The sequence below is a fragment of the Peptoniphilus rachelemmaiella genome (assembly GCF_943169845.1).
GTDB classification, from domain to species: domain Bacteria; phylum Bacillota; class Clostridia; order Tissierellales; family Peptoniphilaceae; genus Aedoeadaptatus; species Aedoeadaptatus rachelemmaiella.
Map to the genome: position 1 here is coordinate 183,355 of NZ_CALPBW010000001.1, position 25,481 is coordinate 208,835.

Below are 25,481 nucleotides of genomic sequence, written 5' to 3' on the forward strand. Positions count from 1 at the left end.
TCCTAAAAGGTGCCAAGTGGCATCTTTTTTTCTTACAAATAAGTATACACTGTAGTTAAGAAAAAAGGGACGTTATTTGAGACAGGAGGCTATTATGGAACGCTTTTTCACCATGGACGAATTTCATCAAGCGGTGCGGGACGTGCAAAAGGACACGGCGCAAACTTACGAGCAACAAACTTTCCGCCTGGCAAAGCTTGCGGAAAACAGTTTGGATTATCCCGTGGCCGATGACGACGCCTTTTACGACCTCTACGCCAAGGGGGAAATTTGCGATTTAGACGAAGGCCACGCCCCCTATGCGCCGCGCTACATTTTGCCCGATTACGAAAAGTTTTTGAAAGAAGGCAGTGAATTTTTGCGCATCGAACCGCCGAAGACGCTCATCGAAGCCACGACGGCCCTTTTGATTATGTATCACCACGTCCCGAGCATCACCCGCTTCCCGGTCTACATCGGCGCATTGGACGATCTCCTCGAGCCCTTTGTTGAAAAGACGAGCGAAGACGACGCACGGGCGATTTTAAAGAGCTTTTTAATGCAGCTGGACCGCACGGTGGACGACTCGTTCTGCCACGCCAACATCGGCCCCTACGAAACGAAGACGGGGAATCTGCTGCTGGAACTTTTGGAAGAGCTGCAAATCGTGACGCCGAACATGACCCTTCTTTACGACGAAGAAAAGACGCCGGATACTTTCGCTGAAAAGGCACTGGCCTGCAGCTTGACCTGCGCCAATCCGGCCTTCGCCAACGACGCTTATTACAGCGCCGATTTCGGCGAGGTCCCCTACGGCATCGCTTCCTGCTACAATGCCCTGCCGAAACACGGCGGCGCCTTTACTTTGAGCCGCCTGCGTTTGAACAAAATCGCCTTGGGCGCCGACAGCGTGGAATCCTTCTTCGAAAAGAATCTACCTCACGCCATCGACACCATGCTCCACTTTATGGAATCGAAGATTCGCTATTTGGTGGAAGAAACGGCTTTCTTTGAATCCAATTTCCTCGTAAAGGAAGATTTCATCGATATAAACAATTTCGTCGGCCTCTTCGGCATGGTGGGCCTGGCGGAATGCACGGAAGCGCTTCTGAAGCTTGACGGCGTGGAAGGCAAGTATGGCACGGACGAGGCGGCGGATGCCATGGGCATTCGCGTCATGGACTTTATTCAAGAGCGGGTCGGCCAATTTGAATCGGCCTACAGCCCGGTGTGGAACCACCGCTTTATGCTGCACGCCCAAGTGGGTGCTGCCAACGACGAAGGCACCACGGCGGCCCACCGCATTCCCATCGGCCAAGAGCCGGATCTTTATACCCACATTCGCCAAGCGGCGAAGTTCCAAAAATACTTCCCCTCCGGTGTCGGCGATCACTTCCCCTTCGACGAAACGGCAAAGAGAAACCCGAAGGCGGTGCTGGATGTGTTTAAGGGCGGCTTTAAGCTGGGGAACCGCTACCTTTCCGCTTACAACGACGACGGGGATCTGATCCGTGTCACGGGCTACCTCGTGAAGAAATCCGACGTGGAAGCCTTTAAGGCGGGCAAGCAAGTGTCCTACGACACGGTGCAATACGCCGCCGATCCCCTGACAAAATACGGCATTTTGGACCGGAAGGTGGAAGGGGTTTAATGCTTCTCGTCAACAAGCTGATTCCCATGAGCGTCGTGGACGGTCCGGGGAATCGCTTTGCTATTTTCCTCCAGGGATGCAATTTCAATTGCAAATACTGCCACAATCCCGAGACCATTCACCGCTGCATCCACTGCGGCGACTGCGTGGCCACTTGCCCTGCGGATGCCCTTTCTTTCGCGGGTGGAAAAGTGGTGTGGGATCCCGTAAAATGCGTGGACTGCGACAAGTGCATCGCCACCTGCACCCACGGGGCCTCGCCGAAGGTGCGGGCCATGAGCGCCGCGGATTTAATGGCGGAAATCGAAAAGGCCATGCCCTTTATCGAAGGGATTTCCGTGAGCGGCGGCGAATCCACCTTGCAGGCGAAGGAGCTGATCCCCCTCTTTCACATGGCGAAAGAAAAAGGCCTCACGGCCCTTATCGACTCCAACGGCGGCCTGGATTTCTCCAAGGGCGATTTAAACCGCCTCCTCGAGATTTCCGACGGGGTTATGCTGGATGTGAAGGCCTGGGAGAAGGAAGACCACCTTCGGATTACGGGCCGGGATAACGAACCGGTGAAGAAAAACCTCGCCTATCTCGCCGAAGCGGATAAAATCGAAGAGTTGCGCTTCGTGCTCCTGGACACCTTGGACAACGAACACAGCCTGCGGGAAGCGGCGAAGGTGTTGGGCGAAAGGATTCACACCACTCGGGCGAAACTTATCAGCTATCGCCATTTCGGCGTACGAGGCGAATTCATCGACGAGCTTCGCGCCCCCGATCGAGAAGAAAAAGACCAGCTCTTGGCCTTGGCGAAGGAGCTGGGCTTTCATGAAGTCGTGGATATTTAAACCTGCTGTTTCGGCAGGTTTTTTTGTGCCGTGAATTGAGGGTGTTGATTTTATATAGGGGGGGGGTATAATGAAAGAAAGAAGGATCGAGAAAAGGAGGTTAACATGAAAAAATTACTCGGTTTGGCACTGGCCCTGGCCATGATTCCCGGCCTGGCCTTTGCCGCTGAACCCATCACCCTTTATATTAACGGGATCGACGCGAGAGACTACAAGGAACAGCCCATTGTGCGGGAGGATCGCCTGTTCCTTCCCGTGCGAAGCGTCACGGAAGCCATGGGCGTGAAAGCAGATTGGGACAAGAAGAGCAAGACCGTCACCGTCGGCGATGTTAAAATGGTCGTCGGCGAAAAAGACTATGTGGCGAAGGGCGAAAAAAAGACCATGGACGTGGCCCCCTTTATTGAAAAAGATCGCACCTACGTGCCCGTGCGCTTTTTGGCCGAGGGGATGAAGCTCCCCGTCACTTGGGACGAAAACAATCGGGCGGCCGTCGTCGGCGAGTACAAGAGCGCGCCCGCCTTTACGCCGGAGAAGACCGTGACCTACGGCAATGTGACTTTCTCCCTGCCGAAAGATTGGGAAAAACAGCTGACCATTACTTACGCTTATAATCAAGTGACCTTTTACGACAAAATGAATCACGACGCTCAGGACGGCTACGGCCGCATCGGCGAAATCTATAACACGGCGAATCCCGACTATCCCGTGCCCGCCATTCTTCTGGCTAAGGGCAATTGCTTCTACACCCTGTTCACTTTTTCGAGCGACGTGCAGGTGGCGGATACGGGGAACAAAAAGCTTTGTGACAGTTACACGAAATCTAATCAACTGGTGCGGGAAATTTTAAAGACCGTGGAAATAAACGACGTATTTAAGGAAGCCGACCGCGTGAAGGTGGGCGAGGTGTCCATGGTGCTTCCCGAGGCCTACAAAGACGTGATCGGCGTGGAAGAAGCCGGCGGAAATGTGTTGCTCTTTGAAAAGACCAATGAAAAGGCGAAAAAGGGCAGCGGCCTCATCGGCACCTTCCGCGTGGTCAATCAAAAGGAATTGGAGAAAATAGAAGAGGACTACCGCCTGTTCCGATACAATAAAGACGGCAGCCTGATCTTCGTCAGGGCGGATAAGCCGAGCCTGAAGGATCCGGTTCTGAAAAAAGCCTACGAAGAAGGTGTGGGGAAAGCAGGAGACATTCTCCAGACCGTGAAATAAGAAGAGGAGCCGAGGGGCTCCTTTTTTGTTTGACTTCTATTTTTTCCTAAGATACACTGAAACGGACTAGATAAAGGAGGACGAAGGAATGGAGAGAATCGATGCGCGACAAGCGGCGCGACTGATTAAGGACGGAGACACTTTGGCCGTATCGGGCTTTTTGTTGGCCACGACGCCCAGCGAGCTTTTGCGGGAGATCGGCAATCGCTTTTTGGAGGAGGGCCATCCCCGGAACATGACCTTGCTTCAGGCGGCGGGCACGGGAAACAACGGCGACGAGGGGATTATGGAGATCTCTCACCGGGGCATGGTGCGCCGCTATTTAACGGGGCACTTCGCTCGCAATCGCCGCTTGGCGGAACAGGCGTCCAAGCACGAAATCGAGGCCTATAATTTCCCCCAAGGGGTGCTGTCGAAAATGTATCGGGCTCTCTCGGCAGGGCAAAAGGGCGTGCTCACCACCATCGGCCTTCACACCTTCGTGGATCCGAGGGAAGGGGGCGGCAAGCTCACGAACATCACCACGGAAGATTTGGTGGAAGTCGTCACCTTAGGCGGAGAAGAGTATTTGTACTACAAGGCCCAGCCTGTGGACGTAGCCATTATTCGGGGCACCACCGCCGACGAGCAAGGCAACATTACTATGGAAGAGGAATCGGGGATCGTCGATGCCCGTGAAATCGCCATGGCGGCCAAGGCCTGCGGCGGCAAGGTCATCGTGCAGGTGAAGTACACGGCGGACAGCAAATCCCTGGATCGCAACCGCGTGGTGATTCCCGGGATTTTCGTGGACTATGTGGTAGTGGCCACAGAGCCTGAAAAGACCCACCGCCAGACCGTGGCCGAATATTACGATCCGGCCATCGCCGGGCACACGAAGCGGCCCGTGGCCAAGGTGAAGGACGCGCCTTTGGACGAGCGGAAGATCATCGCCCGCCGGGCGGCCATGGAGATTCGCCCGGGGGATGTGGTGAATTTAGGCTACGGCATGCCCGAGGCCGTGGGCCACGTGGCGGCGGAAGAGGGCCTGAGCGATTCCATCACCCTCACCTTGGAATGCGGCATTATCGGCGGCGTGCCCCTGGGCGGGGCGAATTTCGGATCGGCCTTAAATGCCCACGCCGTCATGCCCATGAGTCAGCAATTTGATTTTTACAACGGCGGCGGATTGGACGTGGCCTTTTTGGGCTTTGCGGAAGTGAACGGAAAAGGCGACATTAATGTGTCCAGCTTCGGCGGGCGCTTCGCCGGCTGCGGCGGCTTCATCGACATCTCCCAAGCCACGAAGCGGATTTTCTTCGTAGGCACCCTTACCACGGGGGGCCTGGTAGAACACGTGGAAGGGGGCAAGCTCGTCATCGACAAAGAGGGCAGTCGCATGAAATTTATCGACGCCCTGCCCCAAAGAACCTTTAACGGCGCCTACGCCTTGGAACAGGGCCATGACATCACCTTTATTACGGACCGCTGCGTCATGAAGCTTACGGAAGAAGGCTTCCTCATTACGGAAGTGGCGCCGGGGGTGGACATCGAGAAAGACATTGCGGCCCACATGGCCTTTCCGCCGAAAGTGGCGGCGGATGTGAAGGAAATGGATCCGCGGATCTTCGCGCCGGAAAAAATGCACTTGGCTTAAGGACGGGGAACCGTCCTTTTTTTGCGGGCGAAAACCCGCCTCGCAAATGTGCAATAAAAAAAGACCGCCGAAGCGGTCCGATTATTAGTTCAAATGGTCTTTCATGTAGGCGATAAGGGCCTTGTCGTCGATTTTTCCCGTGCCGTTGGTGGGCAGGGCGTCGTGAATCACGATGTATTTCGGCACCTTGTACTTCACCAATTTGCGGTTGATGTATCTGCGAATCGTGTCCTTGACCTCGTCTTCGTCCATTTTTTCCAACAGGGAGATGTGGAGGCAGGCTTCTTCGCCCATAAAAGCGTCCCGCGTCGCCAGTACCCGGGCCTGATCGATAAAGTCCAGTTCCTTCACCACATTTTCGATTTCAATGGCGGAGATGTTTTCGCCGCCGCGAATAATAATGTCCTTGGTGCGGCCGGAAATATAAAGGTGGCCCGCTTCGTCTTTGTAGCCCACATCCCCGGTGCAGAGCCAGTCTTTTTCCGTGTAGCGGTTTTTGCCGTTAATGTAGCCGACCATGACATTGATGCCGCGAACGTAAATATTGCCGGGATAATTGGGAGGCAGTTCCTTGTGGTTGTTGTCCACAATGGCCACTTCCACGCCGTCGATGGGGGTGCCCACGCTGGTGGAGGCAATTTCTTCGCTTTCGCCGGGGCGCACCAGGGTAACGGCGGGGGAGGTCTCCGTCTGGCCGTAGGACTGAATCAAATGCTCGAAGCCGAAGGCCGATTTGATGGTTTCATATTCATGCGGCGTCAAAGGCGAGCCGGCGATAATGCCGCTCTTTAAGGAGGAGAGGTCGTAGTCCTCCAAATTGTTGTGGCGCATGGCCACGATAAAGAGGGTGGGCACGCCGTTAAAGACCGTGATCTTGTAGCGACCGATGGAGGCCAATTGATTGTAGGACTTCACATTATCCAAGATCACCACGGAGCCGCCGCACATAAAGGCGCACAAAGCCGTGGCCGACAGGCCGAAGCAGTGGAACATGGGTACGCAGAGCAAGAAGCGATCCGTTTCGTCCCAACCGACGACTTTTACCATGGTATCGGCATTGGAAATAAGGTTTCTGTGAGTGAGCTGCACCCCCTTGGGCACGCCGGTGGTGCCGGAGGTGAGGAGAATGCACGCCACTTCCGTGGGATTATCGGCAAGCTCCAAACTCAGCAAGTGGGAATAATTGTAGCCTTCGTTGGTGTAGAGGACGTGGAAATCCTTGTTGATTTTGTAGAGGTCGCGAATGTGTTGGGCATAATCCTGCTGGCCGTTGGTCACCACGGTTTTGGCGCCGACTATGTCCATGATTTGTGCGATTTCAGAGGTCGTAAAAGAAGGGTTCACCGGCACGGTGACGGCACCGAGCATTTGCAAACCGAAAAAGGTGAAAATCCAGTCTGCCGAATTTTTGCCCATAATAAGCACGTGATCGCCTCGCTTGATGCCCGAGGTGGCGAAGTACGCGGCGAAAGACAGAGAAATATGGTGTAAATCCCTATAGGTGTACTCCTTCTCCTTATGTATAATGGCGACGCGTTCGGGATACATCTCATGCCACAAAAAAGGCATGTGCCCGAGGGTCTTGTTATAGTCCATGGTGACCTCCTATGTTTTCGCTGCAGAAAGCGTTATCTTTTTCAATGCGTGGGCTATAAATGCTTGTATACAAGTAATACTTTACTACAAATGAAATTTTTATCAAGAGAAAAAACAGAAAAAAGCAGATAAATACCGTAGAAAATCTCGGGGGATGAATTTTTTAAGGCGAGAACGGGAAAACTATTGCAAAAATTGCCCGTGGCGATGCAATTTCATTGGAAAAAAGTCGGAAAAGAAAAAACAGGTTAAACACGGCTTTTGCGAAGTGTGATAGAATAGATTCGAATATGGAAGTTGGATTATTACACAATATAAAAACAACTTGCAATTGTTTTTATGACATAGTAGACTAGTAGACAAGAAGGAGACGTGTATGGAAAGCAGGACCAACTCGGACACCCTGTATCAGGCACTTCTGGACCAGATCATCGACCTGACGCTGTATCCGGGTATGGGCATCAGCGAAAACGCTATCAGCCGTCAATTCGATGTGTCTCGGTCGGTAGTTCGGAGCGCATTTGCGCGCTTGGTACAATTAAAATTTTTAGTCGTCTACCCGCAACGCGGCACCTACGTAAGCTTGGTAAACCCGGTCTACATACGCAAAGCCCTGTTTATACGGGCGGCAGTAGAAAAAGAAGTTTTACGCGGTTTTATGAAGTGTCCCGTTGATAAATCAGACATTTACGGGAAGATGGAGGCCAATTTGGAAGAACAGAGGCGTTTTGTCGGCGAAACAAAATACGTCGAGCGCTTCCGCCTTCTGGACGAAGAGTTTCACAACTTTATCTTAGGCGCCAACGACTCGCAAGACGTGCTGCACTTATTGGACGATCACCTTCTTCATATTGCCCGATGGCGCAATATTTACGTCGACAGCGGCGTGTCCCTGTCGATCTTGGTGGATCAACACCACCGCATTTTAAGGGCTATCGAAGCGCGGAATTTAAACGAAGCGCTGGATGCCACGGACGTGCACATTAACACGGTCCACGAATTGGTTCTCAGCGATCCGAAATTTTCAAGTTATTTTGAAAAGGTTTAGGATCGTTAAGATTGTTAAGTAGTAATTTTGTCAAGGTTATGGGGATGTTTAGTCCCGAAGGACTTGAAAGGAAGGATCAGATGACAGAAAGCAGAAAACTTTTAGAAGGTGTAAAGGTTGTTGAACTGGCCACATTTATTGCAGCGGCTACAACCGGTCGGTTCTTAGCAGACTTAGGCGCAGACGTCGTTAAAATCGAACAAAAAAACGGCGACCCCCTTCGCTACACTGCCCCTTCTGAAGGCAGACCCTTGGATATGCACGAAAATACCACTTGGGAATTGGAAAACGGCAACAAACGCTGCCTCTCTATCGACACCCGTACGGAAGAAGGAAAAGAAATCCTCTTCAAATTATTAGACGAAGCCGATATCTTAATTACCAACTGGCGTACCAAAGCCTTGGTTAAATCCGGCTTGGATTACGAAACCTTAAAGGTAAAATACCCGAAACTCGTTTACGGTATTTGCACCGGCTACGGCGAATACGGCCCGGACAAAGACCTTCCCGGTTTTGACTTTACCTCTTTCTTCGCACGTGGCGGCTATTTGGAAACATTGAGACAAAAATCCGATGTCCCCATGAACGTCGTACCCGGCGTCGGCGACCACAATGTCGGCATGAACTTAGCAGCCGGTATCTTGGCAGCCCTCTATCATGCAAAAGTGACGGGCAAGGGCGAAAAAGTTGAAACCAGCTTGTTCGAAACCGCCATCTTCAACATGGGTATGATGGTTCAAGCTGCTCAATACACCGACTACGGCGAAAAATACCCCATCGACATTCGCAATTCCCCGAACCCCTTCCTGGCTTGCTGGAAGAGTAAAGAAGGTCGCTACGTACAAACCTGTATGCCCGACTACAATACCTATTTCGAACGCTTCATGACGGCATTGGGCCTCACGGAATTCTTAGGCGACGACAAAGACAAGTACTTCCCCGTACAAAACTTAATCGAAAACGGCTTAGGACCGAAGCTTTACGACGCCATTATGGAACGCTTCGAAACCAAGACCATCGCCGAATGGAACGAAATCTTAGTTGAAGCGGACATTCCCTTCGCATTGGCAAAGAACTGGGAAGAACTCCTGGAAGACGAACAAGCTTGGGCCAACGACTGCTTCCGCAAGATGGAATACCCCAGCGGCGAACGCATTCTCGTTAACCAACCGGTTCGTTACCACGAAATGGGTAAAACGCCTTACGAAAAAGGCCCCCTCATTGGCGAACACACCGTAGAAGTCTTAAAAGAACTGGGCTACGACGACGCCAAGATCAAGGAACTCATCGAAAGCAAAATTGCTTACGAATGGGATAAATAAGCTGAACGAACGATACTAAGAAATTAGAAGGATGGGAAAGTGGACATTATAACCATGGGCATCGACATCGGCTCCACTTCTTCAAAAGCAGTGATTTTGAAGAACGGAAAAGATGTTTTGGCAAAAGAAGTGGTCAGTTTAGGCGCAGGCACCACCGGTGCACAACAAGTCATCGACAAGGTTGTCGCCGAGACGGGCCTCAAGAGAGAAGACATCGATTACCTCGTAGCCACAGGTTACGGACGCAACTCCTTTAAAGGGGCGGACAAGACCATGAGTGAGTTGTCCTGCCACGCCAAAGGCGGCGTCTTCCTGTTTGGCGACATCGGCACCATTGTAGACATTGGCGGCCAAGACATTAAGGCCTTGGCCGTCAGAGACGGGATGCTGCAAAACTTCCTCATGAACGACAAATGTGCCGCAGGGACCGGCCGCTTCCTGGAAGTCATGGCCCGCGTCCTGGACGTGCACATCGACGATTTAGGAAAGCTCGATGCCGAAGCCACGGCCAAAGCGTCGATCAGCTCCACCTGCACGGTGTTTGCGGAATCGGAAGTTATCTCCGCCCTGGCAAAAGACAATCCCATTCCCAACATCGTTCGCGGGATTCACGCCTCCGTGGCGACGAAAGTGGCAGGTCTGGCACGCAGAGTCGGTTTAAAACAACCGGTGGTCATGACCGGCGGCGTCTCGAGAAATCCCGGCATCGTACGCGCATTGGAAGACGAATTGGACTGCGAAATTAAAGTTTCAGAAGATTCGCAACTGGCAGGTGCATTAGGCGCAGCACTTTACGCCTATGAAGCTTGTCAACAGAAGGATTAAGGAAGGATGGAGTATGTCTAAAGAATCGTTAAAAGAAAGAGAAGCGCAAATCAGAGAACAGTATAAAGACGTTCCGCCGGCAAAAATGATCGCCATGATCGCCGGCAACGGCTACAAGGAAGCAGCAGAAGCCAAGGCCGCCGGCGAACCGGTGGGCTGGTGTGCATCGAACTTCCCCCAAGAAATTCTGGAAACCTTAGACATTAAGGTCGTATATCCGGAAAACCACGCAGCGGCTGTTGCAGCCAAAGGCGGCGGGGAACGCATGTGTAATGTTGCCGAAGACGAAGGCTATTCCAACGACATCTGTGCTTACGCCAGAATTTCCATGGCCTACACAGAAGAAACGGACATTCCCGAATTGAACATGCCGCAACCCGACTTTGTCGCTTGCTGCAACAACATCTGTAACTGCATGATCAAATGGTATGAAAACCTGGCAAGAGACCTGGACATTCCCTTTATCATGATCGACGTTCCCTACAACAACGAATACGAAGCCGGCGAAGACCGCGTCGCTTATTTAAAGGGACAATTCGACGTCGCCATTAAACAACTGGAAGAAATTTCCGGCAAGAAATGGGATCAAGAAAAATTCGAAGAAGTCATGGAAATCTCCGACAGAACCGGTAGAGGATGGCTCGACGCCACGGCTTATTCCAAATACACCCCCTCGCCCTTCAACGGTTTCGACATTTTCAACCACATGGCCGTTGCCGTTTGTGCAAGAGGTAAATTGGAATCCGCCATCGCTTTCGAACGCTTGGCTGAAGAATTCGACCAAAAAGTCAAAGACGGCGTCTCCGGCTTCAAGGGCGAAGAAAAATACCGCATCATCTTCGAAGGTATCGCTTGCTGGCCGCACCTGCGCCACACCTACAAGGGCCTTCAAGGCGCCGGCGTCAACGTCGTCGGTACCGTTTATGCCGACGCATTCGGTTACGTCTATGACAACACCAGGGAATTAATGCAAGCTTACTGCGGCACCCCCAATGCCATCAGCTACGAACGCGCCTTAGATATGCGTCTGAAGCTCGCAGAGCAAAACAACGTTGACGGCATGCTCGTTCACATCAACCGCTCCTGCAAACAATGGAGTGCCATTTCCTATCAAATGGAAAGAGACTTCAGAGAAAAGACCGGCCTTCCCACGGCGACCTTCGACGGCGACCAAGCAGACCCGAGAAACTTCTCCGAGGCCCAATATGACACCCGTGTCCAAGGGCTGATCGAAGTTATGGAAGCGAACAAGCAAAAGAAATCGAAGGAGGCATAAGGATGAGCGCGGTAGATTTAATTCAATCCTTAGAAATTGATGCCCTGAAAGGGATCGATCGCTATGTAAACGAAGGCAAGAAAGTCATCGGTATTTCGGCACCGGGCGTTGTTCCGGAAGAAATTATCCACGCCGCAGGCATGGTCCCCATTACCATTTGGGGCGCCAAAGGCGAAGTCGTAGAAAGCAAGGAATACTTCCCCGCATTCTACGCCTCGGTGATCCTGAGAACCATGGACTTAGGCTTGGAAGGCAAGCTGGACAAACTCTCCGGCATGGTCATTACCAACTTAAGCGACGGCTTAAAGGGCCTCAGCCAAAACTGGAAACGCGCCATCGACGTGCCCATGCTCTACATCCCCTACGGCCAAAACCGTAAGATCGAAGCCGGCATCGTCTTCAACGAAAAACAATTCCTGCACTTCAAAGATGCATTGGAAAAAATCGCCGGTGAAAAAATTGCCGACGAAAAAATCGAAGAAGCCATCGTGCTTTACAACGAACACAGAAAAGCCATGTTGGAATTCAACGAATTGGCTGCCAAGCACTTAAACACCATTACGCCGCTGTTGCGTAATCGCGTATTCTCCAGTGCCTATGTTTATGCCAAGGACGAACACCTCGAAAAGGTAAAAGCCATTAACGAAGCACTTCGCGCCATGCCCGAAGAAGAATTTAAAGGCAAAAAAATCGTCACCACCGGCATCATCGCCAACTCGGAAGACATCTTAAAGATCTTCGAAGAATTCGGCTTCGGCATCGTTGACGACAACGTCATCCACGAATCCAATCAATACGAAGCCTCGGCAAAAGAAAAGACCGGCAACCCGGTTCGCGCCTTGGCCGAAGTATTTGCCAATATCGAAGGCAACACCTTCGTCTTCGACGAAAAGAAACTCAGAGGCCCCATTATCGCGGAAAAGGTCAAAAAACACGGTGCAAACGGCGTTGTCTATCTCCTGACCAAGTTCAGCGACACCGACGAGTTCGACTTCCCCATCGTCCGCAAAGACTTGCAAGCCGAAGGTATTCCCATGAACATGATCGAAGTGGATCAACAAATGGTCAGCTTCGAACAAGCGAAGACGGCACTTCAAACTTTTGCAGACATTATCTAAGCTGTATACCGGTGTCCCGTGTATATAAATTTGTTTAGCCGCCCCCGAGAGGGGGTTTCGGCTGAACGGTAGGAAAACTATTTCACACCCAAGAAGAAGGAGGAAACAATGTTAAAAATCAGAAGTACCTGTAACAAAAACTACGTTGAAAAATTCGGCGTGGAAAGACCGGCAGACTGGGACTACAAGTACATTAATTATCCCTGCTCCGACGAAGAATTAGCGGAACAATGTAAAGACGCTGACGTCATCCACTGCGGTCCCGTCGATTTCTTCAGAAAAGAAGTCATCGACAAATTGGAAAACGTCAAATTGATCCAATCCTTAGGCGTCGGCTTCGACAAGATCGACTTAGAAGCTGCTAAGGCAAAAGGCATCTACGTATGTAACAACCGCGGCGTTAACGCTCGCCCCGTCGCTGAATTGGCCATCGGCCACATGCTCACCAGCCTTCGCAGAATGCCCGAAGCAGACATGAAGATTAAATTAAAAGGCGCTGAAGGCTTCAAAGAAAGCTACAAAGAATTTACCGAAAAGGGACAAGTTGAAATGGGTTCCCGCGTCGTCGGTCTCGTCGGCCTCGGTGCCATCGGTCACGAAGCAGTTAAATTATTAAAACCATTCGGCTGCAAAATGTACTACTATGACGTCTTCCGTCAAGAAGAATTCGAAAAAGAATACGACGTCGAATACCTAAGCCTCGACGAAATCTACGAAAAATGCGACATCATCTCCTACCACGTACCGGTATTGGATTCCACGCGCGGCATGATCAATAAAGAAGCCATCGCAAAGATGAAACAAGACGCAATTATCGTAAACGTTGCTCGCGGCGACTTAATGAACAATGCCGATGTTGCTGAAGCATTAAACGCAGGCAAGATCTTCGCTGCCATCGACGTTATCGCACCGGAACCGCCGACAGCGGACGATCCCTTGTTCCACTTAAATGAAACCGGCTTGGCTCGTTTCTCCATTACGCCCCACATTGCCGGTACCACCGATGATTCTTTCATGCGTATGAGCCAATGGTCCTACGACAACATGGCAAGAATCGAAAAAGGCGAAAAGCCCATCAACATCGTAAACGGTCTGTAATCGTAAATTCAGGCTACGAACACAGAAGCCCGAAAGGGCTAAGGAGTGCTTATGGAAATTAAAAGAAAAGACATAATCGTCTGTGGTTTTGCACTATTTGCCATCTTCTTTGGCGCAGGTAACATGATCTTCCCGCCCTACCTGGGCGTAGAAGCCGGTGACCGTTGGTTCACCGCCGCACTCGGCTTCCTTCTCTCTGACCCGGTTCTTCCCGTACTCGGCGTTATCGTCACCGCACGTTTAGGCGGACGGGCCATCGACCTCGGAAAGCGCGTCGGTTGGAAATTCTCGGCTGTTATTTCGGCTATCTGTATTTTAATCATCGGGCCGTTCTTCGCCGTTCCCAGAACCGGTGCCACGACCCACGAAATGTTTATTGCACCGAACCTTCCCAGCGTACCCCCGTTGGTCACTTCCGTCGTCTTCTTCGGCTTGACCCTGTACCTGGTTCTTAACCCCGGCAAGGTATTGGACTACATCGGCCAATTCCTCACACCGGGCCTGTTAATCATCCTCGCGGTTATTACCGCCGTAGCCATTGCCAACCCGCCGGCAGCAGCCATTACTACCGACACCCCGGAACTCTTCAAAATGAGTTTTAAAGAAGGTTACCAAACCATGGACGCCCTTGGGGCATCCCTCATGAGTGGTATCGTCTTAACCGACTTGATCCGCCGCGGCTACACCGACGACAAGAGCCAAGTTAAAGCAAGCATCCAAATCGGTATCATCGCCTTTATCTGCTTGGCCCTCGTCTACGGCTCCCTCGTTTACGTCGGAAGTACCGTCAGCTCTATGTTCACACCGGATATGGACCGTACCGCCATCTTACTTGGCACCGTCGAAACCTTATTAGGCGGCGTAGGTAAATTCCTCTTAGGTTTAGGTGTTGCACTGGCTTGCCTCACCACCTCCACCGGTTTGACCTCTACCTGCGGGAACTTCTTCGAAGATGTTACCGACGGCAAATTACAATACAAACACATCGTTATTGTGGCTGACGTCATCGCTTTCGCTATCTCCTTAATCGGCGTCGAAGGCATCATCAAAATCGCCGTTCCCGTACTCACGGCTGTATTCCCCATCGTTATCTTCTTGATCCTCGCATCGATCTTTGATTTCCAAATCAAGTACAACGGCGTCTTCATCGGCGGCGTACTCGGCGCAGGCGCTATCGGCGTCATCGAAGCCATCAACCTGTTCTCTCAAATGAACGGCGGCAATGCTTTGGGTAGCCTCGTTGAAAAAATCAACACCTTACCCTTGGCTAACTTCGCCTTTGAATGGATCGTCCCCGCCATTATCTGTGCGGTGATCGGCGGCTTCATCGGCAAGGCAACCGGCTTTGGCGGTACCCGCGAAGACACCTATCGCGAACAAGCCATCCGCGAAGAAAAACGCAAAGCGTTGGAAAACGCATAATCCACCCTGTCACTTAAAAGCAAAATTAAAAAAAGGAGTTTTATATGGCAAATAAAATTATGACCTCTCTGGGTAAACAAAAATCCGTTATCCGTGAATTGGCCGGTTTTGGCGCAGAACGTGCAAAAATCGTCGGTCCCGAAAACGTCTTGAACTTCTCTATCGGTAACCCCAGCGTTCCCGCACCGAAGGAAGTAAAAGAAGCAATTTTGGACATCATCCAAAACGAAGCGCCCCAAGCGGTTCACAGCTACTCCGCCGGTAACGGTTTGGAATCCACGAGAAAAGCCATCGCCGACAACTTAAACAAACGCTTCGGCACCGACTACACCGCAGACAACCTCTACATGACCTGTGGTGCCGCTGCTTCCTTAAACATTGCATTGGCAGCATTGATCGAAGAACCCACCGATGAAGTCGTCGTTCTCGCACCCTTCTTCCCCGAATACACCGTCTTTATCGAATCCCAAGGCGGAAAAATGGTTCTCGTCGATCCCCGTGACGACATGCAACTGCATACCGAAGACGTCGAAAAGGCCATTACGAAAAACACCCGTGCCGTCTTAATCAACACGCCGAACAACCCGGCAGGCGTTATCTATTCCAAGGAAGCATTGGAAGAATTGGCAGCCATGCTCGAAAAGAAGAGCAAAGAGTTCGGCCGCCCCATCTATATCTTAAGTGACGAACCCTACCGCGAACTCGTCCTCGTCGACGGCGTGGAAGTCGCTTGGGTACCCAGCATTTACGACAACACCGTCGTTTGCTACAGCTGGTCTAAATCCTTGTCCTTACCCGGCGAACGTATCGGCTACATCCTCGTTCCCGGAAAAGTTGAAGACAAAGACCTTATGCCCGCTATCGGCGGCGCAGGCCGTGCGTTAGGTTACGTCTGTGCACCGACTTTGATGCAAAAAGTCATCGAACGCTGCGTCGATGTCGATGCCGATGTCGAAGTTTACAAGAAAAACAGAGACCTCTTATTCGACGGCTTAACCGAAATGGGCTATGTCGTAGCAAAACCGGCAGGCGCATTCTATCTGTTCATTAAATCGCCGGACGGAGACAGCGAAACCTTCTCCGATCGTGCAAAAGAATACGATATGCTCGTCGTTCCCGGCACCGGCTTCGGCTCCAAGGCATTCATGCGCTTGAGCTACTGTGTCGACACGGAAACCTGCGAAAAATCCCTGCCCATCTTCAAAGAAATGATGGACAAATACTATCGCTAAACCCTATGGTGTAGGCAAAACATCTGAAAAAAGCAAATCCGGGCTTCGGAAACGAAGCCTGGAAATTTGCTTTTTTTTCTTGTGATGTTTATGCATATGAGGTATACTGGTATACAAGAAGGTTTTCATTTCCTTCCCTGTGACCAAATCTTATTTAGTTGGTAAAAGACGCGGCATAAAGCAAAAAACGGAATTTGCCGGGTGCCGGGAAAACGTCCCTACCAATTCGACAAACGCAGGCTGTACATATGAGTACAGTGCAGAAAAATTAGGAGGAAAACATGGAATTTACGCAAGAGCACAAACTCATTCGGGATTTGGCAATTAAATTTGCTGAACAGGAATTAACCGATGACGTTTTGGATGCAGCTGAAGAAACCGGCTGTTTGGACCTGGACGTCGTTCGCAAAATGGGTAAAGCCGGATTCTTCGGCATTAAAGTTCCCAGAGAATTAGGCGGCGCCGGCGGCGACCACGTAGCCTACGTTACCGTTATGGAAGAAATCGCAAAGAAAAGCGCTGTAGCTTCCGTATTTGTATCGAGCCCCAACTCCCTTTGCGGCGCACCGATTCAATTAAGCGGTACCCCCGAACAAAAAGAAAAATACTTAAGCAAAATCGCTACCGGCGAGCTCATGTTCTGCTTCGGCTTAACCGAACCGGGCGCAGGTTCCGATGCCGGCGGCACCAAAACCACCGCCGTATTGGACGGAGACGAATGGATCCTTAACGGTCGCAAGACCTTTATTACCGGCGCGCCCATTGCCGATTACAGCATTATCTATGCCAAGACCGACATGAAGGCCAAAGGCAGTGCCGGCATCACCGCATTTATCGTCGACTTAAAGAGCGAAGGCGTATCCTTCGGTAAGCCCGAAGAAAAAATGGGTATCATCGGCTGCCCCACCTCGGACATCGTACTCGAAAACGTCCGCGTACCGAAAGAAAACATGTTAGGTAAAGAAGGCAAAGGCTTCACCAACGCCATGAAGACCTTGGACGTCGGCCGTATCGGTATCGCCGCCCAAGCCATCGGTGTTGCTCAAGCTGCTTTAGACGAAGCCGTTAAATTCGCTAAAGAACGTGTTCAATTCGGTCAACCCATTGCTAAATTCCAAGGCATCAGCTTCAAGATCGCAAGAATGGCCGCTAAATTAGAAGCCGCCAAACTCCTCGTTTACGAAGCAGCTGCAGCAAAAGACCGCGGCGAAGACGCATCGAAGATTTGCTCCATGGCTAAATACTTCTGCTCTGAAACTTGCAACGAAATCGTCTACGACGCCCTTCAAGTACACGGCGGTTACGGCTACATCAAAGACTACAAGATCGAACGTCTTTACAGAGACGCGCGGATTACGTCGATTTACGAAGGTACCAGCGAAGTTCAACTCCTCGTTATCGGCAGCCAACTTTTGAAATAAGAGCATACAGGAGGTTATCATGAATATAGTGGTATGTATTAAACAAGTACCTGACACAACGGAAGTACGCTTGGATCCCAAAACCAACACCTTGATCCGTGAAGGTGTCCCCAGCATCATCAACCCGGACGACTTATCCGGTTTGGAAGTCGCTTTGCGCATTAAGGACCAAGATCCGGAAAACGTCAAAGTTTACGCACTTTCCATGGGCCCGAACCAAGCAGAATACGCACTTCGCGAAGCCCTCGCCATGGGCGCAGACGAAGCCATCTTAGTCAGTGACCGCGCATTCGGCGGCGCCGACACCTGGGCAACATCCTGTACCATTACCGCAGCCATCGAACACATCGACTACGATTTAGTTATCGCAGGTCGTCAAGCCATCGACGGCGACACGGCACAAGTCGGTCCCCAAATTGCAAGACACCTGAACATCCCCGCCATTTCCTATGCGGAAGATGTAAAAGTTGAAAACGGCAAAGTCATCGTTAAACGTCAATTCGAAGATCGTTACCACATCCTCGAAGCCGACATGCCTTTGTTGATTACCACCTTGGCTGAATGTGCTCAACCCCGTTACATGACCATTCGCGGCATCTACGAAGCGGAAGAAAAACCCATTACCGTTTGGGGTTTAAAAGACATCGAAGACAAACTCGACCTGTCCAACATCGGTCTGAAAGGTTCTCCGACCCGCGTTAAACAATCCTTCCCGAAACAAGGTAAGGCAGCAGGCGTATTGCTTACAGACTTAACCGCTGACGAAGCTGCACAAGCTATTCTCGCAAAACTTAAAGAAAAATACATCATTTAAGGGGGAGAACCACATGAGTAAAGATATATACGTATTTATCGAACAAAGAGACAACAAACTTGAAAAAGTCGGTATCGAACTCCTGGGCAAGGCCCGCGAATTGGCCGACGATTTAGGTCAAAAAGTTGTCGGTATGCTCATTGGCGAAAACGTCAAGGGCGAAGCTGAAATCCTCTTCCGCCACGGCGCAGACAAAGCCGTCGTTGTTGAAGATCCCCGCTTAAAAGAATATTTAAGCGAAGACTATGCCGACATGGTATACGGCATCATCAAAAAATACGAACCCGAAATCGTGCTCTTCGGCGCAACCTCCATCGGCCGTGACTTGGCTCCGAACTTGGCTGCCCGCGTACACACCGGTTTGACCGCCGACTGTACGAAACTGGAAATCGACCCGGAAAGCAAACTCCTTCGCATGACCCGTCCCGCATTCGGCGGTAACTTAATGGCTACCATCGTCTGCGAAGACTTCCGTCCTCAAATGGCTACCGTACGCCCCGGCGTTATGCCCAGCGTTGAAGTACAAACCGACGACGGCGAAATCATCGAAGACAAATTCGAATTCAGCCACGCCGAACCCGTTGTTCGCTTAAAAGAAGTCTTGAAAATCGAAAACAAGAAAAAAGACATCACTGAAGCCAACATCCTCGTATCCGGCGGTCGCGGCTTAGGCGGTCCCGAAGGCTTCGACGCCTTAGACGGCCTGGCACACGAACTGGGTGCTGAAATTTCTTCCTCCAGAGCCGCTGTCGACTCCGGCTGGATCGAAAAATCCCAACAAGTCGGACAGACCGGTAAAACCGTACGTCCCGAATTGTACCTGGCATTAGGTATTTCCGGCGCCATCCAACACTTGGCAGGTATGGAAGAATCCGACCTGATCATCGCCGTAAATAAAGACGAAGGCGCACCGATCTTCGACGTAGCCGACCTCGGCGTCGTCGGCGACTTAAACGCCATCGTACCGAAGCTTGAAGAACTCATCAAAAAAGAAAGAGAACTGAGCGAACAACTCTAATCGCCGGTTTCGAAAAGGCCTCCTGCGGGAGGTCTTTTTTTGCATGAAAAACCCCCGGTCTCGCCGGGGGTGTGGCGGTTTCGCGGCAGGAAGGCGACACCATGATTTAGAAAAAACTTCGCACCGAAAAAAAGCTTCGTACCGGAAAAAAGTTTAGCACAGGAAGAGCTTAGGGCCGGGAAGAAGCTTCGCACCGGAAAAAACTTCGCACAATAAAAAATCCGCCGGCGGCAATCGCCAACGGATTTTTTATAAATAGACTTATTTAACAGCTTCGGTTAATACTTCGCCTAAGCGCTTAATGCCTTCTTCGATTTTTTCTTCGGACATGCAGCTGTAGTTCAGGCGGAAGTGGTTTTCTTCCGGGCTGTCGGGATAGAAAGCGCCGCCGGGTACGAAAGCAACTTTCTTTTCGATGGCCTTAACAGCGATGTCGCGGGCATTTAAGTGTTCGGGAAGGGTTACCCACAGGAAGAGGCCGCCTTCGGGGTTGGTGAAGGTAACTTCTTTCGGGAAGTATTTCTTCATGGCGTCGACCATGATGTTTTTACGGTTGCCGTAAACCTTGATGATTTCGTCGATGTGTGCTTCCAAGTCGTTGTCGTCGAGGAATTGAGCCAAAATCATTTGCGTCGTGGTCGAGGTTTGAAGGTCGGCACCTTGTTTAACCATGTTGAACTTTTCGAGTACTTCTTTGGCTGCGTTGAACCAACCGACGCGGATGCCGGGGCTGAAGATTTTGGAGAAGGTACCCATGAAGATAACGCGGTCTTCGGTGTCTAAGCTGCGAAGAGAGGGTTGAATTTCGCCTTCGAAACGTAATTCGCCGTAGGGGTTGTCTTCAAGAATCATAACGTCGTATTTGTTTGCCAATTCGATTAAACCTTTGCGGCGTTCCATGGTCCAGGTTTTGCCGGAGGGGTTTTGGAAATCGGAGATGACATAGATGAATTTGACATTGTCATGGTTCTTTAATTGGTTTTCCAGTTCTTCAAGAACCATACCGTCTTCATCGAGGGGTACTTGAAGGAATTTGGGTTCGTAAGCCTTGAAGGCGTTCAATGCGCCTAAGTAAGTAGGACTTTCAACGACGATGTAATCGCCCGGATCGATAAAGATTCTGGCCATAAAGTCCAGACCTTGTTGGGAACCGGACAGAACTTGAATGTCATCGGCTTCAACGTTTTTAACGCCGACTTTATTCATGCGGGTAATGCAGTGTTCTCTCAAGCGTTTGTAGCCGTCGGTGGGGCCATATTGAAGGGCTGCGGCGCCGTTTTCTTTCATAACCTTGTTTTCAGCTTCGATCCATTTGTCAATGGGGAATAATTCAGCTGCGGGAAGACCGCCGGCGAAAGAGATAATACTCGGGTCAGCCGTTAAAGCGAGTAGCTCACGGATTTCAGACGCTTTCAGATTGTCCATTCTTTTTGCAAATTTAGGCATTAAGAACTCCTTTCATCGTAGAAAAAATTGCGTGGTAACGTTTTACAGAATTATTGTATATCGTACATTGTTGAAAGTCAATGATGTTGTATGGCCCGAAATGTAACAGACCCGGTAAAAGCCGTGATGGCGGGCATAATAAAGAAAAAAATCTTTAATAGGGATGGGGCTTTTGATGACAAACGTATCATCGAAGGCGGACGAAAATCTCACGGAAATAAACGACCTGTCGGCAAAAAAATTCCCCCGACAAGGCGGGGGAAGGGTTATTGCTTCATAAAGGCCAAGGCGGCCGTCACTTCGGCGTAAATGCCCCATCGGAGGGCTTCCTCGTCGGGGAAAAACTGCGGCGTGTGAATGGCGTGGCGTTCCTCGCCCGGTTTTTTTACGCCCAGGTTCAGGAAGGTGCCCGGTGCTTTTTGCAGGTAGTAGGCGAAGTCTTCCGCGCCCATGGTGGGGGTTGGAAGGGCGACGACGGATTCATCGCCCCAGGCCGCCTGAAGGGCCCTTGCCACGATTTCCGTGGCCTTTTCGTCGTTAATAAGGGGAATGTAGCCCTTGATGATTTCCACGGTGCAACTGCAGTCGTGGGCCTCGGCGGTGGCGGTAGCCATGTGGGTGAGGCCGCGGCGAAGGGCATCGCCGTTGGCCACCGTGTCGGATCGAATGGTGCCCTCAAGGATCATTTCATCGGGAATGATGTTGTGCTTGTTGCCGCCGTGCGCGGCGCCGATGGTGATGACTGCCGGGGTAAAGGGGGAGACGTGGCGGGCCACAATGCTTTGCAGGGCCACGATGACGTGGCCGCCGCAGACAATGGGGTCCACGCAGCGCTCGGGATTGGCCGCGTGGCCGCCCTTGCCCCTTAAGGTGATTTTAAAGTCTTCCACGCCGGCGTACATAAAGCCGGGGCGCACGCCGACGGTGCCTACATCCAGGAAGGGAGAGACGTGGAGGCCTGTGACGTAATCCACGCCGTCCATGACCCCTTCTTTGACCATGACTTCGGCGCCGCCGTCTTTTTCCTCATTAGGCTGAAAAATCAGGCGAATGGTGCCGGGAAAATCCCGGTGCGCGGCGAAGTAAATGGCCGTACCCAATAGGGATGCCATGTGCATGTCGTGGCCGCAGGCGTGCATGACGCCGTCGTTTTCCGAGGCGAAGGCAAGGCCTGTGGCTTCCTTCAGGGGCAGGGCGTCCATATCGGCGCGAATGGCTACCACGGGGCCTTCTTTTGCGCCCTTGATGTCGCCGTGAAAGCCGCCGTTTGTGTAGTTGTGTACGGGGATCGAAAGATCCGCCAGCACCCCCTGAATGTAGCGGGCCGTTTCCACTTCTTCGCCGCTTAGTTCCGGATGGGTGTGGAGATGGCGGTAGTGGGCTTTTGCCGCCTCCGCCGCCCGTAGAATGTCTTTTTTCATTGTATTACCTCACCAGTCCGCCGTAAATTTCCGACCGCCGCTCGTTGTAGAGATCGAACATGGCCTTGGCTTCGTCTACCTTGTTTAAATCCAGATCCACGGTGTGGATGCATGCCTCTGTGCCCGTCATGAGCACTTCCTCGCCCATGGGATCGTAGATGCAGCTGCCTCCGCCGCCCATGGCGTGGTAGTCGGCAAGCTTCGTGCAGTTCACCGACACGACGAAGCATTGATTTTCCACGGCCCGTGCCCGAGCGAAGAGGTGCATGTGGGGGATGCGTGAAAAGCCCCAGGCCATGGGAACGAAGAGAATTTTTGCCCGCCCCATGACGGCGAGGCGCACCCACTCAAGCATGCGCAAATCGAAACAGGTGACGATGCCCGCATCCACGCCGTCCAGTTCGAAGGCGAGATTTTTATCCCCCGGGGTGAAAAGTTCTTTTTCCGCCCCGATGGGGAAGAGATGGGCCTTGTCGTAGGTGCCTAAAAGGGCACCGTTGCGGTCGTAGATAAAGGCACGGTTCGCCCGACGGCCCTTATCCCACACGGTGAGGCTCCCCGCCACGAGGTTGACGCCGTGGGCTGCGGCAAAGGCCGACAGATCCCGGCACAGGGCTTCTTCCATGTAATCGTCGTCGGCTGAAAACTTATCCGGATAAAAGCCCGTGTTCCACATTTCCGGGAGTACGATCACATCGGGATCATCTTTTAATGCCGATTCCATGGCGTGGAAAATCGTCTTTCGATTTTCCTCCATGAGCATGGGGCCGATGGGGGCCTGAATAACAGAGACTCTCATGCCCGTGCGTGTAAGTGTTTTTCCAGAATTTGAATGGCGTTTAATGCGGCGCCTTTGCGAATGTTGTCGGCGACGACCCAAAGATTTAAGCTGTTTTCGCAGGAATCGTCTTTGCGGATGCGGCCGACGAAGACCTCATCTTTGCCTTCGGCATTGATTTGAAGGGGATAGATAAGGTTCTTCACATCGTCTTGAAGGATGACATCGTCCATGGCTTCGTAGGCGGCGCGGAGTTTGTCCAGGTCGATGGGCTTTTCGCAGGTGACGTTAATGGAAATGGCGTGGGCGCCTTTTACCGGCACCCGTACGGCGGTGGCGGTCACGGCCAAATCCGGGCGGTGGAAAATCTTTTTCGATTCATTGACCATCTTCATTTCTTCCTTGGTGTAGCCGTCGTCCAGGAAGTCGTCGATGTGGGGAAGGCAGTTGAAGGCAATGGGGTAGGGATAAAATTCCGGTGCTTCGCCCTTGACGCCCTTTTCCAAATCGGCAATGCCCCGCACGCCGGAGCCGCTGACGGCTTGGAAGGTGGTGTAGACGATTCGCTTCATTTTGAAGAGGTCTTCCACAGGCTTTAATGCCACCACCGATTGAATGGTGGAGCAGTTGGGATTGGCGATAATGCCCGCCTTGTCGGAAATGTCCCCCGGGTTGATTTCCGGAACCACCAAGGGAATGCCGTCGACCATGCGGAAGTGGGAGCTGTTGTCGATGACAATGGCCCCCGCTTCGGCGGCGACGGGGCAAAACTTCGCGGCCAAATCCCCGTCCAATGCACTGAGGACATAGTCGAACTTGCCTTCTCTCAAGGCTTCTTCCGTAAGCTCTTCGATGACGTGTTCTTCACCATTAAAAGTAAAGGTCTTTCCCGCACTGTTTTTCGATGCGAACATGGAAAGTTCCAGGGGGAGTTTCCTTTCTTCTAAAATACTGCGCATGGTTTGGCCTACAAGCCCGGTCGCGCCTAAAATAGCTGTGCGATAGATCGTCATAATAAACCTTCTTTCTTATGAATGAGCAATGTTTTTCTTGACTATAGCAAAAACACTCTAGTATAGTCAATTCATAAAATGAAGAGATGAAAAGAAAGGGGAAAACATGAAACTGGCACTAATCGGATTCGGCACCGTGGGTCGCGGCGCCTACGACATTTTAAAGGATCGCAAAGAGGTTTTGGAGAAGACCGTGGGCCCTGTGGAAATCGCCTATGTGGTGGCCTCCGATCGCAGCAGAAACACCTTGGAGCTTGAAATCGACGAGCCCGTGGTCACGGCCAAGGAATACGACGAGGTCCTGGCCGAGGTAGACTGCATCGCCGAAGCCACCGGCGCCATGGACATGGCCTACGACTACATGCGCCGGGCTTTGGAAAAAGGCGTCGGCGTGGTGACCGCCAACAAGGCCTGCGTCAGCGCCCACTACGAAGAGCTCGTGGCCCTATCGGAAAAAACCGGCGCGCCCTTCTTGTTTGAAGCGGCCGTCGGCGGGGGCATTCCCGTCCTTACGCCCCTTCGGGCCCTGTGCCTTCAAAACGACATTCTGGATGTGAAGGGCATTTTAAACGGCACCTGCAACTACCTTTTAAACGCCATGTTTAAAGACGGCGCCGATTACAAAAACACCCTCGCCCTGTGCCAAGAGCTGGGCTATGCCGAGCAAGACCCCACCGACGATGTGGAAGGCTACGACACCCGCAGAAAGCTCCACCTCTTAATCGAAATGGCCTTCGGTCACGTGGACGGCGACGCCATTCCCACTCGGGGCATTGCCCAAATCAATCAAGATGTGGTGGCCTATCTCAAGGCAAATGACAAGAAGGTGAAGCTCGTGGCCTCGGCGAAACCGGTAGATGGCGGCATCGAAGCCGTGGTGGAACCGGTGCTTTTAGACGGTGCAAACAGCCTGGCCATTTTGCCCGATGCCATTAATCAAGTGAATGTGAAAGGCAGCTGGGTCGGCGACTTGGCCTTCACCGGCCCCGGCGCAGGGAAAGAGCCTACAGGCAACGCCGTGGTAGCCGACATCGTCGCCGCCGCCACAAAAAGCGCCATGCCCCTGATGAAACGAGGCGATGTGAAACTCATGCCCATTCGCGGCCGCTACTTCGTGGCCAAAGAACTGGAAGGCGACTTCGTGGACCGCGTGGATGAAGGCTTCACCTACACCAAGAGCGTGGCACGAGACGAATTGTTGAAGCAACTGGACAACGACACCTTCTTTGCCCGCATCGAAGACTAAAAAGAAAAGACAAACCTCGAGGGGGTTTGTCTTTTTTGCGTCCACGAAAAAACGAGCGCCGAAGCGCCCG

General features: G+C 51.8%; 21 protein-coding genes. 16 read left to right on the plus strand and 5 right to left on the minus strand.

All coding sequences use genetic code 11. From position 1 onward, the window contains the following. The first annotated feature begins 94 nt into the window (after positions 1–94). From KO087_RS00665 to KO087_RS00680, 4 genes are all read left to right on the plus strand, one after another. Positions 95–1,630: a YjjI family glycine radical enzyme gene (locus KO087_RS00665; RefSeq protein ID WP_215506679.1), complete on the plus strand. Its 1,536-nt coding sequence runs from the start codon at positions 95–97 to the stop codon at positions 1,628–1,630. Then, positions 1,630–2,466, plus strand: coding sequence for a YjjW family glycine radical enzyme activase (locus tag KO087_RS00670; protein ID WP_215506681.1), 837 nt, complete (start codon positions 1,630–1,632; stop codon positions 2,464–2,466). Before KO087_RS00665 ends, KO087_RS00670 begins: the two co-directional genes overlap by 1 nt. A 105-nt stretch (positions 2,467–2,571) precedes the next feature. Then, positions 2,572–3,681: a copper amine oxidase N-terminal domain-containing protein gene (locus KO087_RS00675; RefSeq protein WP_215506683.1), complete on the plus strand. Its 1,110-nt coding sequence runs from the start codon at positions 2,572–2,574 to the stop codon at positions 3,679–3,681. Between the two features lie 88 nt (positions 3,682–3,769). Beyond that, positions 3,770–5,317, plus strand: coding sequence for an acyl CoA:acetate/3-ketoacid CoA transferase (locus KO087_RS00680; protein ID WP_215506685.1), 1,548 nt, complete (start codon positions 3,770–3,772; stop codon positions 5,315–5,317). 84 nt (positions 5,318–5,401) lie between these two features. Here KO087_RS00680 and KO087_RS00685 read toward each other — a convergent pair whose 3' ends face one another. Beyond that, positions 5,402–6,913: a class I adenylate-forming enzyme family protein gene (locus KO087_RS00685; RefSeq protein WP_215506688.1), complete on the minus strand. Its 1,512-nt coding sequence runs from the start codon at positions 6,911–6,913 to the stop codon at positions 5,402–5,404. Positions 6,914–7,289: 376 nt separating this feature from the next. Between KO087_RS00685 and KO087_RS00690 the strand changes: the two genes are divergently transcribed. The 11 genes from KO087_RS00690 (at position 7,290) to KO087_RS00740 (ending at position 19,507) form a co-directional block, all read left to right on the plus strand. Next, complete coding sequence (locus KO087_RS00690; RefSeq protein ID WP_215506690.1) at positions 7,290–7,961, plus strand: GntR family transcriptional regulator; 672 nt, start codon at positions 7,290–7,292, stop codon at positions 7,959–7,961. A gap of 80 nt (positions 7,962–8,041) precedes the next feature. Next, positions 8,042–9,283 carry a CaiB/BaiF CoA transferase family protein gene (locus KO087_RS00695; RefSeq protein ID WP_215506692.1) on the plus strand — a complete coding sequence of 414 codons (1,242 nt, stop codon included), beginning with the start codon at positions 8,042–8,044 and terminating at the stop codon, positions 9,281–9,283. A 39-nt stretch (positions 9,284–9,322) separates the two neighbouring features. After that, the gene (locus KO087_RS00700; RefSeq protein ID WP_285814616.1) at positions 9,323–10,108 is read left to right on the plus strand and encodes an acyl-CoA dehydratase activase; all 786 of its coding nucleotides are present in this window, start codon (positions 9,323–9,325) and stop codon (positions 10,106–10,108) included. Between the two features lie 13 nt (positions 10,109–10,121). After that, on the plus strand, positions 10,122–11,384 hold the full coding sequence (locus tag KO087_RS00705; RefSeq protein WP_215506694.1) for a 2-hydroxyacyl-CoA dehydratase subunit D: 1,263 nt from the start codon (positions 10,122–10,124) through the stop codon (positions 11,382–11,384). A gap of 2 nt (positions 11,385–11,386) precedes the next feature. Then, positions 11,387–12,502: a 2-hydroxyacyl-CoA dehydratase subunit D gene (locus KO087_RS00710; RefSeq protein WP_215506696.1), complete on the plus strand. Its 1,116-nt coding sequence runs from the start codon at positions 11,387–11,389 to the stop codon at positions 12,500–12,502. A 108-nt stretch (positions 12,503–12,610) separates the two neighbouring features. Next, positions 12,611–13,600, plus strand: a complete 990-nt coding sequence (locus KO087_RS00715; RefSeq protein ID WP_215506698.1) for a 2-hydroxyacid dehydrogenase — start codon at positions 12,611–12,613, stop codon at positions 13,598–13,600. A 51-nt stretch (positions 13,601–13,651) separates the two neighbouring features. Next, on the plus strand, positions 13,652–15,022 hold the full coding sequence (gene brnQ / locus KO087_RS00720) for a branched-chain amino acid transport system II carrier protein (RefSeq protein WP_215506700.1): 1,371 nt from the start codon (positions 13,652–13,654) through the stop codon (positions 15,020–15,022). 44 nt (positions 15,023–15,066) lie between these two features. Further along, positions 15,067–16,254 carry a pyridoxal phosphate-dependent aminotransferase gene (locus KO087_RS00725; protein ID WP_215506702.1) on the plus strand — a complete coding sequence of 396 codons (1,188 nt, stop codon included), beginning with the start codon at positions 15,067–15,069 and terminating at the stop codon, positions 16,252–16,254. A gap of 281 nt (positions 16,255–16,535) precedes the next feature. Continuing rightward, positions 16,536–17,675, plus strand: a complete 1,140-nt coding sequence (locus KO087_RS00730) for an acyl-CoA dehydrogenase family protein (RefSeq protein ID WP_215506704.1) — start codon at positions 16,536–16,538, stop codon at positions 17,673–17,675. A 19-nt stretch (positions 17,676–17,694) separates the two neighbouring features. Then, positions 17,695–18,489, plus strand: coding sequence for an electron transfer flavoprotein subunit beta/FixA family protein (locus KO087_RS00735; RefSeq protein ID WP_215506706.1), 795 nt, complete (start codon positions 17,695–17,697; stop codon positions 18,487–18,489). A gap of 13 nt (positions 18,490–18,502) precedes the next feature. After that, positions 18,503–19,507 carry an electron transfer flavoprotein subunit alpha/FixB family protein gene (locus KO087_RS00740; RefSeq protein ID WP_215506708.1) on the plus strand — a complete coding sequence of 335 codons (1,005 nt, stop codon included), beginning with the start codon at positions 18,503–18,505 and terminating at the stop codon, positions 19,505–19,507. 261 nt (positions 19,508–19,768) lie between these two features. Here KO087_RS00740 and KO087_RS00745 read toward each other — a convergent pair whose 3' ends face one another. The 4 genes from KO087_RS00745 to KO087_RS00760 form a co-directional block, all read right to left on the minus strand. Continuing rightward, on the minus strand, positions 19,769–20,953 hold the full coding sequence (locus KO087_RS00745; protein WP_215506710.1) for an aminotransferase-like domain-containing protein: 1,185 nt from the start codon (positions 20,951–20,953) through the stop codon (positions 19,769–19,771). A gap of 266 nt (positions 20,954–21,219) precedes the next feature. Continuing rightward, positions 21,220–22,374 carry a M20 metallopeptidase family protein gene (locus KO087_RS00750; protein ID WP_215506712.1) on the minus strand — a complete coding sequence of 385 codons (1,155 nt, stop codon included), beginning with the start codon at positions 22,372–22,374 and terminating at the stop codon, positions 21,220–21,222. Between the two features lie 4 nt (positions 22,375–22,378). Beyond that, positions 22,379–23,173, minus strand: coding sequence for a nitrilase-related carbon-nitrogen hydrolase (locus KO087_RS00755; protein WP_215506713.1), 795 nt, complete (start codon positions 23,171–23,173; stop codon positions 22,379–22,381). Next, positions 23,170–24,165, minus strand: a complete 996-nt coding sequence (locus tag KO087_RS00760) for an aspartate-semialdehyde dehydrogenase (RefSeq protein ID WP_215506715.1) — start codon at positions 24,163–24,165, stop codon at positions 23,170–23,172. Before KO087_RS00760 ends, KO087_RS00755 begins: the two co-directional genes overlap by 4 nt. A 106-nt stretch (positions 24,166–24,271) precedes the next feature. Here KO087_RS00760 and KO087_RS00765 point away from each other — a divergent pair, with 106 nt between their 5' ends. After that, positions 24,272–25,411: a homoserine dehydrogenase gene (locus tag KO087_RS00765; protein ID WP_215506717.1), complete on the plus strand. Its 1,140-nt coding sequence runs from the start codon at positions 24,272–24,274 to the stop codon at positions 25,409–25,411. Positions 25,412–25,481 lie beyond the last annotated feature (70 nt).

Coding starts and splice junctions, on each gene's coding strand:
- KO087_RS00665 (WP_215506679.1), top strand. CDS start 95: ATGGAACGCTTTTTCACCATGGACGAATTTCATCAAGCGGTGCGGGAC.
- KO087_RS00670 (WP_215506681.1), top strand. CDS start 1,630: ATGCTTCTCGTCAACAAGCTGATTCCCATGAGCGTCGTGGACGGTCCG.
- KO087_RS00675 (WP_215506683.1), top strand. CDS start 2,572: ATGAAAAAATTACTCGGTTTGGCACTGGCCCTGGCCATGATTCCCGGC.
- KO087_RS00680 (WP_215506685.1), top strand. CDS start 3,770: ATGGAGAGAATCGATGCGCGACAAGCGGCGCGACTGATTAAGGACGGA.
- KO087_RS00685 (WP_215506688.1), bottom strand. CDS start 6,913: ATGGACTATAACAAGACCCTCGGGCACATGCCTTTTTTGTGGCATGAG.
- KO087_RS00690 (WP_215506690.1), top strand. CDS start 7,290: ATGGAAAGCAGGACCAACTCGGACACCCTGTATCAGGCACTTCTGGAC.
- KO087_RS00695 (WP_215506692.1), top strand. CDS start 8,042: ATGACAGAAAGCAGAAAACTTTTAGAAGGTGTAAAGGTTGTTGAACTG.
- KO087_RS00705 (WP_215506694.1), top strand. CDS start 10,122: ATGTCTAAAGAATCGTTAAAAGAAAGAGAAGCGCAAATCAGAGAACAG.
- KO087_RS00710 (WP_215506696.1), top strand. CDS start 11,387: ATGAGCGCGGTAGATTTAATTCAATCCTTAGAAATTGATGCCCTGAAA.
- KO087_RS00715 (WP_215506698.1), top strand. CDS start 12,611: ATGTTAAAAATCAGAAGTACCTGTAACAAAAACTACGTTGAAAAATTC.
- brnQ (WP_215506700.1), top strand. CDS start 13,652: ATGGAAATTAAAAGAAAAGACATAATCGTCTGTGGTTTTGCACTATTT.
- KO087_RS00725 (WP_215506702.1), top strand. CDS start 15,067: ATGGCAAATAAAATTATGACCTCTCTGGGTAAACAAAAATCCGTTATC.
- KO087_RS00730 (WP_215506704.1), top strand. CDS start 16,536: ATGGAATTTACGCAAGAGCACAAACTCATTCGGGATTTGGCAATTAAA.
- KO087_RS00735 (WP_215506706.1), top strand. CDS start 17,695: ATGAATATAGTGGTATGTATTAAACAAGTACCTGACACAACGGAAGTA.
- KO087_RS00740 (WP_215506708.1), top strand. CDS start 18,503: ATGAGTAAAGATATATACGTATTTATCGAACAAAGAGACAACAAACTT.
- KO087_RS00745 (WP_215506710.1), bottom strand. CDS start 20,953: ATGCCTAAATTTGCAAAAAGAATGGACAATCTGAAAGCGTCTGAAATC.
- KO087_RS00750 (WP_215506712.1), bottom strand. CDS start 22,374: ATGAAAAAAGACATTCTACGGGCGGCGGAGGCGGCAAAAGCCCACTAC.
- KO087_RS00755 (WP_215506713.1), bottom strand. CDS start 23,173: ATGAGAGTCTCTGTTATTCAGGCCCCCATCGGCCCCATGCTCATGGAG.
- KO087_RS00760 (WP_215506715.1), bottom strand. CDS start 24,165: ATGACGATCTATCGCACAGCTATTTTAGGCGCGACCGGGCTTGTAGGC.
- KO087_RS00765 (WP_215506717.1), top strand. CDS start 24,272: ATGAAACTGGCACTAATCGGATTCGGCACCGTGGGTCGCGGCGCCTAC.